Origin of the sequence: Hansschlegelia zhihuaiae (assembly GCF_004103825.1) — a bacterium.
In the GTDB taxonomy this organism is placed as follows: domain Bacteria; phylum Pseudomonadota; class Alphaproteobacteria; order Rhizobiales; family Methylopilaceae; genus Methylopila; species Methylopila zhihuaiae.
Map to the genome: position 1 here is coordinate 48,148 of NZ_RYFI01000009.1, position 10,470 is coordinate 58,617.

The window sequence follows — 10,470 nt, forward strand, 5'->3', positions numbered from 1 at the left end:
GTCGTAGGCGATGTGGCGCTCGAAGGTCTCGGGCGCGAGGCCGAGATCGCCGAGCTCCGGCGGAACGCGGTTCGAGGCGTGGTCGCAGACCAGCACGAGACGCGAGCCGGGAGCGCCCTCGACGGTCTCGAAGGCCGCGAATTCGTCTTTCGTCGCGGGCGGAAATGGGTCGCAGCGCATCGCGGCCGCACAGTAGTGACGACGTGCGGCCGATGCCATAGGAAGGGCGGCCGTCCGCCATGGGGGCGGCGAAAAAGCCCGCGTGATTGACCGGAGGCCGCCCATGACGCCCGACGAGCGCCGCGCTTTGCTCCGCCGCGCCTTCGACGCAGGCGTCGCGGCGGCCCATCCCGCGGTCTGCATGCCGCCGCATTTCCCGGCGCCGCCCAAGGGCCGCATCGTGGTGCTGGCCGCCGGCAAGGGCGCGGGCGCCTGCGCCGAGGTCGCCGAGAGATTCTACCGCGAGACCCATGGGCTTGGGCCGGACCGGCTGACCGGCCTCGCCGTAACCCGCCACGGCCATGCGCGGCCGACCGAGTTCATCAAGGTGGTCGAGGCCGGCCACCCGGTGCCCGACGCCGCGGGCCTCAAGGGCGCCGCCGACACGATCCGGCTCGCCGAGGAGGCCGGCCCCGACGACCTGGTGCTCGCGCTGATCACCGGCGGCGGCTCGGCCAACTGGGTGTCCCCCGCCGACGGGCTCGACCTCGCGGTCAAGCAGGCCACCACCAAGGCGCTGCTGCGCTCCGGCGCGCCGATCGGGGCGATCAACACGGTCCGGAAACACCTGTCGAAGATCAAGGGCGGGCGCCTCGCCCGCGCCGCGCATCCGGCGCGGCTCGTCACGCTCGCGATCTCCGACGTGCCGCGCGACGATCCGTCGGTGATCGCCTCGGGACCCACGGTGCCCGACCCCTCGACGCTCGACGACGCCGTGAAGGCGCTCGAGCGCTACAAGGTGGCGCCGCACCCGGACGTCGCGAAGGCGCTCGCCGATCCCGCCAACGAATCGCCGAAGCCCGACGACCCGGCCTTCAAGAACGCCGAGTTCCTCGTGGTCTCCCGGCCCGCCGAGGCGCTTCAGGCCGCGATCCGCGTGCTGGAGGAGGCCGGCGTCGAGGTGCGGATCGTGGGCGCGGACCTCGAGGGCGAGGCCCGGGAGGTCGCGGCCGAGCATGCGGCGATCGCTCGCGGACTCGGCGCGGTCGCGCGGCCGGTCGCGCTGATCTCGGCCGGCGAGCTGACGGTGACGATCCGGGGAGAAGGAGGCCGCGGAGGCCCGAACCAGGAATATGCGCTCGCGCTCGTGACCGAGCTCGGCGGGCTCGCGGACTGGGCGGCGCTCGCCGGCGACACGGACGGCGCCGACGGCGGCGGCGGCTCGCCGGCGGACCCGGCCGGCGCCCTCGCGGACCCCGGCACGCTGGAGCGCGCCGGCGCCAAGGGGGCGGATCCGGCCGCCTATCTCGCCAACAACGACTCCACCGGCTTCTTCGAGCAGACCGGCGACCTGCTGCTCACCGGGCCGACCTGCACCAACGTCAACGACCTGCGCATCGTGCTCGTTGACACGCCCGACCCCGCGCCGCGATAAGACGCGCTGACGAGGCCTCCGAGGCGGCCGCTCCCGTCACACGAAGAGTCGAATGCGCCGTTCCAACCGCCTCGTCCGCAAGTTCGGATCTTGCTTCGCGGCAGCGGCCCTGGTCGTCGCGTCGCCGGCCGCCGCCGACTTCAGGCTCTGCAACAAGACCGCGAGCCGGGTCGGGGTCTCGGTCGGATATAAGGAACGCGAAGCCTGGTCGACGGAAGGCTGGTGGAACGTGGCGGCGAACTCCTGCGAGACGCTGCTGCGCGGACCGCTGTCGGCGCGCTTCTACTACGTCTACGCCATCGACTACGACCGCGGCGGGGAATGGAACGGCAAGGCGTTCATGTGCACGAGAGACAAGGAGTTTACGATCAAGGGGATCGAGGACTGTCTCGCGCGCGGCTATGAGCGCTCGGGCTTCTTCGAGATCGACACAGGCGAACAGAAGAGCTGGACCGTGCAGTTGACCGAGCCCAACGGACCCCCCTCGTCCATCGAACAGCGGAGCGCCGCCGAGCCGCCCGCAGCCGACAGGCGCGTCGGCCTCGAACCCGGCGCGGCCGCGCGATGAGGCGGCTCCGCAAGGTCAAGATCGTCGCCACCCTCGGCCCCTCGTCTTCGTCGCCCGAGATGGTGGCGAAGCTGTTCGAGGCGGGCGCCGACGTGTTCCGAATCAATATGAGCCACACCAGCCATGAGCGGCTGCGCGAACTGGTCGGCATCATCCGCTGGACCGAGAAGCGCGTCGGCCGGCCGATCGGCATCCTGGTCGACCTGCAGGGCCCGAAGCTGCGCCTCGGCAAGTTCGCAGAGGGCGCGGTGATGCTGGAGAAGGGCCAGACCTTCGTGCTCGATTCGAATCCTGAGCCCGGCGACAAGACGCGCGTGCATCTGCCCCACCCCGAAATTCTCGAGGCGCTCGAGCCCGGCCATCATCTGCTGCTCGACGACGGCAAGGTCCGGCTGGTGGCCGAGAGCTCGACGCCGACCGAGACGGTCACACGCGTTCTCGTCGGCGGCCGCATGTCGGACCGCAAGGGTGTGAGCCTGCCCGACACCATGATCAAAACCTCGGCGATGACCGAGAAGGACCACGCCGACCTCGACGCCGCGCTCGACATCGGTTGCGAGTGGATCGCGTTGTCCTTCGTGCAGCGCCCCGAGGACATCCAGGAGGCCAAGGACATCATCGGCGGCCGCGCCGCGGTGATGACCAAGATCGAGAAGCCGCAGGCGATGACCCGCCTCGCCGAGATCATCGCGCTGTCCGACGCCATCATGGTGGCGCGCGGCGATCTTGGCGTCGAGCTTCCGCTCGAGAAGGTGCCGGGCATGCAGAAGCAGATGACCCGCGCCTGCCGCAAGGCCGGCAAGCCGGTGATCGTCGCGACCCAGATGCTCGAATCGATGATCACCCAGCCGATGCCGACCCGCGCCGAGACCTCGGACGTCGCGACCGCGGTGTTCGAGGGCGCCGACGCCATCATGCTGTCGGCGGAATCGGCCGCCGGCTCCTATCCGACCGAGGCGGTCGCGATGATGGATTCGATCGCCCGCAGCGTCGAAAGCGATCCCTATTACCGCGGCATCATCGACGCCCAGCGCGCCGAGCCCGAGGCGACCGGCGCCGACGCGATCTCGGCCGCCGCCCGCCAGATCGCCGAGACGCTCGATCTGTCGGCCATCATCTGCTGGACGTTCGGCGGCACGACGGGCCGCCGCGCCGCGCGCGAGCGACCGCGCCAGTCGATCATCGCGCTGACCCCGAACCTCGACACCAGCCGGCGCCTGACGCTGACCTGGGGCGTGCATTCGGTGCTCACCACCGACGCCTACGATCTCGACGACATGGTCGACCGCGCCTGCGACTTCGCCAAGGCCGAGGGCTTCGCCGAGCCCGGCGACCGCGTCATCGTCTCGGCCGGCGTGCCGTTGCGCCAGCCGGGCGCGACCAACATGCTGCGCATCGCCTTCGTGAACTCCGAGGGCAAGGGCGCGGACAACGAGCGTCGCTGACGAGGGGCCGAACGCTTCTCGATCTCCGCCCGATTGAGGCTCCGACATTTTCCGCGCCGGGGTCATCCCCGGCGTAAGTCGTTGAACGCCTCGCCATTGCGGGCGCGCCGGCCGCGTCCCACCATCTTCCTGTTCCTCCAGCGCCCAGACGCCGTTCGCCCGACGCCGAGACTCGGGCGCGGTCCAGGCGAAAGGTGCCCGGCCCGGCGCTGATCGATCGACAGCGGGCCAACCGCGAGACGTGGTCGACCCCCGGCCGGGCTGACGACAGAACAAGACGTTCCTGGGAGGGAAGGATGACTGAGCTCAAGTGGCTCCGGGCGCGCGTGAAGCGCTCCGGGCGGATGGCGGCGCTCGCCTCCGCAGCGCTGCTCGCCGGCGCGCTCGCCGCGCCGCTTTCGGCGCAGGCCGCGCCGGGACCCAAGGTCTCGACCGACAAGGGCGCGGTGCGCGGCTTCGTCGAGGACGGCGTCGCCAAGTTCCTCGGCATCCCCTATGCGCAACCGCCGGTCGGCGAGCTGCGCTGGGCGCCGCCGAAGGCGGCGAAGCCCTGGAAGAAGGCGCTCGAGGCGACAAGCCACGGGCCGCAATGCCTCCAGGTCACGACCCTCGGCCCGTTCGCGGGTCCGCAGAACACGAACGAGGACTGCCTTTACCTCAACGTCTACGCGCCGCTCGCGAGTCTCGGCCACGGCAAGCTGCCGGTCATCGTGTGGATACATGGCGGCGGCAATGTCGACGGCGCGACCGACGGCTATGACGGCTCGAAGATGGCCTCCGACGGACGCACCGTCGTGGTCACGCTGGCCTACCGGCTCAATCTCATGGGCTTCTTCGCCCATCCGGCGATCAAGGCGGAAGGCGAGCTTTACGGCAATTACGGCATCCTGGACCAGCTCGCCGTGCTGAAGTGGGTGAAGAAGAACATCGAGGCCTTCGGCGGCGACAAGAACAACGTGACGCTTGGCGGCCAGTCGGCGGGCTCGGCCGACACGATGGCGGCGATCACCTCGCCGCTGTTCGCGGGCCTGTTCCACCGCGGCATCCTGCAGAGCGGCGTCGGCTCGACCAATCCGCTTGCGACCGCCGAGACCAACGCCAAGAACATGGCGGTGGCGGCCGGCTGCGGGTCGGGCGTCGACGCTGAGACCGCAAAGTGCCTGCGCAAGCTCAGCGCCCAGCAGATCTTCAATCTCGCCGGCACGCAGAGCGCGAACAGCGCATACATCACCGGACTGATCGAGGACGGCCAGATCATCCAGCGCCGCTTCGTCGACACGCTCGCCTCGGGCGACTTCAACAAGGTGCCGGTGCTGAGCGGCGCTACGATCGACGAGGGAAGCTTCGGCCTCGGCATCTCGCAATATTTCCGGCCGGGCCAGACGCCCGCGACGGAAGCCGACTACAATGCGCGCATCGCAGTCTTTGGCGGCCCGATCTACCCGGAAGGGTCTGAGGCCAAGATCAGGAGGCGCTACCCGCTGTCCGCCTATGAATCGCCGTTCCTCGCGCTCACCGCGATCAACAGCGACAACACGCTGTGCACCCAGCGCAACGCGAACCGCATCCTTGCCGACCAGGTGCCAGTCTACATGTACCAGTTCGCGGACCGCACCGCCCCGACCTACTTCCCCAAGATGCCCGGCTACCTCTCGCTCGCCTATCACACGGCCGACATCCAGTACCTGTTCATCGGCTGGCACGGCGGCGACCAGGGCATCCCGCATGACCTCAACAAGGCGCAGCGCAAGCTCTCCGACGAGCTCGTGACGGCCTGGACCAACTTCGCCTGGTCCGGCAACCCGAATGGCCACGGCAACAGCCCATGGCCGCGCTACAAAGCCAAGCCTAACCTGCCCGGCATCCAGGAGCAGAACATTCCGTTCTCGACGGTGATCAGCGACGCCCAGTACGAGGCGGAGCACAAATGCGACCTGTGGGACAAGATCCTGCCCTACAAGCCGACGACCACGGCCGCGAAGTAGCAGCCGGCAGCGGGGATCGGCGGACCCGGCCGCCGATCCCCCATCGTGGAGAACGGGGCGACGGCCTCGCGAACCTTCGGGCTCCCCCAATGTATTTAAAGACATAATCATAATGGACTACGTATGCGTCTCACGCCTCGTCGCCGCACGCAAGGTTTCATATAATAATGCAAGCAACCTGACGTGTTTTTTACGTCAAATTTCTGCTGACAGACGCCGTCGGCTGCGCCAGAATGGTCACGAACCCTCCACCGACGAAAGCCAGTGATCGTCAGACGATCACTTTTCGCCGGGGAACAAGAAGCGAGGGACGCGATGACGGCAGACCATGGCGGGACCGCCGAGCTTTCTCGCGCCGCGGTTCAGATCTGGGACAGCCACTACGGACCGGCGACCCGGGCGTTCGACTGTTTCCGGGACGCCGTCTGCTCGGCCTTCATGCCGTGGACGCCGGAGTTTTCGGGCGCCGATTTCGAGGGCCGCGTCGAGAGCCTGGCGCTTCACAACGGCACGGTCGGCCGAGTGAGCACAAGCGCGATCGTCGCGCGCAAGTCCCGGACCGACATCGCCCGCTCACCGATCGAAAGCGTCTGCCTGAACTACGTCTATTCCGGGGAGATACACGCCGAAACCGGCGATTGGGATGGCGTCGCGCGGCCGGGCGATCTGGTGCTTCATCATAGCCATTTGCCGGTGACGCTGAGCGAGAGGCCGGGCGGGCGATGCGACAATCTCGCGCTTGTCATTCCGCTCTCTCGCATCCGGAAGACCACCGCCCTCGAGCGAGCGCTCGCCCATACGGTGATCCCCGCCGACAGGCTGGCGCCGCCGCTCAGGGCCTGCTTCGACATGATGGCGCGGGGCGTCTCGCGCTCCTCGCCCGAGGAGATCGCGGCGCTGCTCGACGCCTGCGCGCTGCTGCTTCCGCTGTCGCTCGGTCAGGACGACGAGACGCGGCGGGACCGCCGCGGCGAGGGCGAAGGCTTGGCGGGCGACGTCAAGCGCTTCGTGGAGCAGAACATCTGCGACCCGGGCCTGTCGCCGCGGCGCACCGCCGAGCACTTCGGCATATCGACCCGCTATGTCCACAAGCTGTTCGCGGCCTCCGGCACGACGTTCAGCCGCTATGTCGCGACGGAGCGGCTGGAGCGGGTGAGGTCCGACATCGTCGCGACTTATGGACCGCGGACGCCGATCTCCGAGCACGCCTTCCGCTGGGGCTTCGCGGATCTCTCGACCTTCAACCGGGCCTTCCGGCGCCGCTTCGGCTGCTCGCCCCGGGACTGCCGCCCCTGACGACTCAAGCGCGCCGCATCGCGCCCTGCATCACGCGGCGGGCGATGCCCTGCGGCGCGAGGCCGAGCAGGCGGTCGCAGCCGTCGGCCGGCATCGGCTCGCCGAACGCGAAGCCCTGCCCATAGGCCGCGCCGAGATGGAACAGCTCGACGGCGTCCGAATCCGTCTCGACTCCCTCGGCCGTGACCTCCATTCCGAGGTCGTGGGCGAGCCGCACGATCGAGCGCAGGATCACCGGGCGCTCGCCGCCGCCCTTGGGGCGGACGAAGCTGCGGTCGATCTTGATGACGTCGAAGGGAAAGCGCTGCAGATAGGCGAGGCTCGAATGCCCGGCGCCGAAATCGTCGAGCGAGAGACCGGCGCCGAGCGCCCGCAGCCGCTTCAGGATTTCGGCGGCGCGCTCGGGATTCTGCATCACCAGCGTCTCGGTGAGCTCGATCTTGAGAGACCCCGGTGCGATCTCGTGGCGTTCGAGCGCGGCCGCGAAATCCTGCACGAGGTCCTGGCGCTCGAACTGGCGCGGCGAGACGTTGACGGACATGAAGAGCGGCGGCTCTCCGGGCACTTCGCGCTGCCAACGGGCGAGCTGGCGCGCGGCCTCGTCGAGCGCATGGAGGCCGAGCTCGACGATCAGCCCGCTCTCCTCGGCGATCGCGACGAATTCGGACGGCGGACGGCGGCCGTAGCGCGGATGGTCCCAGCGCATCAGCGCCTCGAAGCCCGCGATCGAGCGGTCGTCGAGCCGCACGATCGGCTGGTACCAGACCTTAATCTCGCCGCGCTCGAGCGCGCGGTTGAGCTCGCCGGCGACGAGTAGCCGGTCGGTGGTGGCGGCCCGCATGTTGGGCCTGAAGACCTCGATATGGTCGCCGCCGAAACGCTTGGCGTGATACATCGCGACCTCGGCGTTCTTCAGCGCCGCCTCGCCTCCGCCGTTCTGTTCCGCGCCGCGATCCGACAGCGCCAGGCCGATCGAGGCGGTGAGGAACAGCTCCTTGCCCGCGAAGTTGATGGGCGCGCGCAGCGCCCGCTTCAGACTCTCGGCGAAGGCCGTGACGGCCTCCGCGTCGGGCTCTGACAGCAGCAGCACGCCGAACTGGTCGCCGCCAAGGCGCGCCAGCGTGTCGTGCGGCTTGAGCAGCCCGGACAGCCTGCGCACCACGGTGATCAGGATCGTGTCGCCGGTCGCGAGCCCGACGGTCTCGTTGATCTTCTTGTAGCGGTCGATGTCGAGCACCAGGACCGCGGGTTTGAACGAGGCGGCGTCCACGCCCGCGAGCGAGAGCGCGGCGTCGAGACGGTCGACGAACAGCTCGCGGTTCGGCAGGCCGGTCAGATTGTCCTGCACGGCGTTCTGCAGCAGCCGCTCCTCGGTGGTCTTGGACGCGCTGACGTCCTGAAGCGCGCCGACGCAGCGCACCACCGCGCCATCGGCCCCGACCACCGGCCGCGCGCGCAGCGTCCACCACAGGCAGTGGCCGTCGGCGCCGCGCAACCGGAAGGTCTCGACCAGGCGCCCGCGGCGCTCCTCGACCAGCGCGTCGAGCGCCGTGCGGAAGCGGTCGCGGTCGTCGACATGCACGATCTCGGCCCAGTCGGCCGCCGGCCCCTGCAGCGCGCCGCGCTTCAGGCCGAGCGCGGCCTCGAGCTCGGGGCTCGCATGCACGCGGTCGGCCTCGACGTCCCAGTCCCAGACGACGTCGCCCGAGCCGGCGATGGCGAGCGCCCGGCGTTCGACGTCGATCGCGTCGCCCTGCGCCACCGAGCCGCCCGCGAAGGCGTGCTGCATCACCGTGAAGCCGATCAGCAGCGTGATCAGCACCAGCCCGCCGATCAGCGCCGGGGCGACCAGCTCATTGGCGAGCGGGCCCGACACGGTGGCGCCGGCCGCCCCGGCCCACACGACGAGCAGCAGCCAGGTCGGAGCGAGCGTGACGGCGCGGTCGTAGCCGCGGACCGCGAGATAGACCACGAGCGCGAAGCCCGCGACCGCGATCGCCGCGAGCGAGACCCGCGCGATGCCGGCCGCGATCGGCGCGTCATAGGCGGCGAGCCCGACGGCCGCGACCAGGAAGGCGAGCCAAACCCCGACCACGTGCGAATAGCGGACGTGCCAGCGGTTGAGATTGAGATAGGCGAACAGGAAGACCAGCAATGTGGCGGCGAACGCCGCCTCGCCGCCGGCGCGGAGGATCCGGTCGGCCTGCGGCGTGAGGTCAAGGATGTCGCGCCAGAACGAGAAGTCGACGCCGAGATAGAACAGCACCGCCCAGGCGAGCGCGGCGGCCGCCGGAAACATCACCGAGCCCTTCACCACGAACAGGATGGTGAGGATGAGGGCGAGCAGGCCCGAGATCCCGAGCATGATGCCGCGATAGAGCGTGAAGGAGTTGACCTTGTCCTTGTAGGCGTCGGGCTCCCAGAGCGTGAGCTGCAGGAGGTTCGGCGAGGAGAGCTCCGCCACATAGGTGATGGTCGCGCCCGGATCGAGCGTCAGGCGGAAGATGTCGGCGTCGTCGGCGTCCTCGCGCTCGGGCCTCACCCCCTGGCTCGCGGTGACGGCCCGAAGCCGCGGCTCGCCGAGGTCGGGCCTCAGCGCGCCCGAGCCCGGCAGGCGGAAGTTCGGCGACACCAGGAGCCGGTCGATCTGCTCGTCGCCCTCGTTCTTGAGCGCGAAGACGATCCACTGCTTGCCGTCGCCGGGCTGCTCGGCCCGCACCTCGATGCGTCGCACGATGCCGTCCGGACCCGGGATGGTGGGCACCTGGATGCGGTCCGGCTCGCCGACCGGGCGTTCGATCGCCGGCGTGATGTCGACCGCGTCGTCGTCGGGCTGCACCGACAGCGGCGTCAACGCCGCCGCTGGGCCGCCGAGGGCGGCGACCCCAAGCAGGAGGGCCGGAAGAAGGACGCGGAGGATACGCAACGCCTCGGCACTCCTGGGGAAAGGCCGCGGACCGACATTCGGCCGCGAACGCGGGCGGGAGATTAGCCGACGACGTCGCCGCGCAGAAGCGCATAGAGCAGGTGGTCCTGCCAGCGGCCGTCTATGCAGAGATATTCGCGGGCGTAGCCCTCGCGCTTGAAGCCGGATTTCTCCAGCAGCCGGATCGAGGCGAAATTGTGGGGCAGACAGGCGGCTTCGACGCGTCGGAGCTTCAGCGTGTCGAACACGAAGGGCGCGAGCGCCTTGACCGCCGCCGTCATGTGGCCGCGGCCGGCATGGCGCTCGCCCATCCAGTAGCCGAGCGAGCAGGTCTGCGACACGCCGCGGCGGATCTGGCTGACCGTGACGCCGCCGAGCAGCGCGCCGTCGCGTCCGAAGACGAAGAACGGATAGGCTTGGTCGCTTTCGAGCTCGCGGACATAGCGCTTCAGCCGTTTGCGGAAGGCGAGCCGCGAGGTGTCGTCGGGCGGCCAGGTCGGCTCCCAGGGCTGCAGGAAGCCGCGGCTCTGGTCGCGCAGCGCGCTCCAGGCCGGAAAGTCAGCCATCTGGGGCGTTCTGAGCGTCACCCCGTCGCCCGCAAGCGTCGGCACGCTTTCAGCCGCTGCGAGGGAGCGAAAGAAAGCCATCGGCGGGGG

General features: G+C 69.6%; 7 protein-coding genes and 1 pseudogene. 5 read left to right on the forward strand and 3 right to left on the reverse strand.

Annotated features, from left to right (window positions below; genetic code table 11):
* Window positions 1-180: pseudogene (locus EK403_RS23105) on the reverse strand (N-formylglutamate amidohydrolase); the annotation flags it as partial.
* Between the two features lie 103 nt (window positions 181-283).
* Here EK403_RS23105 and EK403_RS10660 point away from each other — a divergent pair.
* From EK403_RS10660 to EK403_RS10680, 5 genes are all read left to right on the forward strand, one after another.
* On the forward strand, window positions 284-1,594 hold the full coding sequence (locus EK403_RS10660; protein WP_128777476.1) for a glycerate kinase type-2 family protein: 1,311 nt from the start codon (window positions 284-286) through the stop codon (window positions 1,592-1,594).
* 52 nt (window positions 1,595-1,646) lie between these two features.
* Window positions 1,647-2,162, forward strand: coding sequence for a DUF1036 domain-containing protein (locus EK403_RS10665; RefSeq protein WP_245479633.1), 516 nt, complete (start codon window positions 1,647-1,649; stop codon window positions 2,160-2,162).
* Window positions 2,159-3,607 (forward strand): pyruvate kinase, encoded by a 1,449-nt coding sequence (gene pyk / locus EK403_RS10670; RefSeq protein WP_128777477.1) that lies wholly within the window; start codon window positions 2,159-2,161, stop codon window positions 3,605-3,607. Before EK403_RS10665 ends, pyk begins: the two co-directional genes overlap by 4 nt.
* Window positions 3,608-3,903: 296 nt before the next feature.
* Window positions 3,904-5,592: a carboxylesterase/lipase family protein gene (locus EK403_RS10675; protein ID WP_128777478.1), complete on the forward strand. Its 1,689-nt coding sequence runs from the start codon at window positions 3,904-3,906 to the stop codon at window positions 5,590-5,592.
* 315 nt (window positions 5,593-5,907) lie between these two features.
* Window positions 5,908-6,888 carry an AraC family transcriptional regulator gene (locus EK403_RS10680; RefSeq protein ID WP_128777479.1) on the forward strand — a complete coding sequence of 327 codons (981 nt, stop codon included), beginning with the start codon at window positions 5,908-5,910 and terminating at the stop codon, window positions 6,886-6,888.
* 4 nt (window positions 6,889-6,892) lie between these two features.
* On the opposite strand, the gene EK403_RS10685 is transcribed toward EK403_RS10680, so the two are convergent.
* The gene (locus tag EK403_RS10685) at window positions 6,893-9,814 is read right to left on the reverse strand and encodes an EAL domain-containing protein (protein ID WP_128777480.1); all 2,922 of its coding nucleotides are present in this window, start codon (window positions 9,812-9,814) and stop codon (window positions 6,893-6,895) included.
* A gap of 62 nt (window positions 9,815-9,876) precedes the next feature.
* On the reverse strand, window positions 9,877-10,461 hold the full coding sequence (locus EK403_RS10690) for a GNAT family N-acetyltransferase (protein ID WP_128777481.1): 585 nt from the start codon (window positions 10,459-10,461) through the stop codon (window positions 9,877-9,879).
* Window positions 10,462-10,470: the final 9 nt, after the last annotated feature.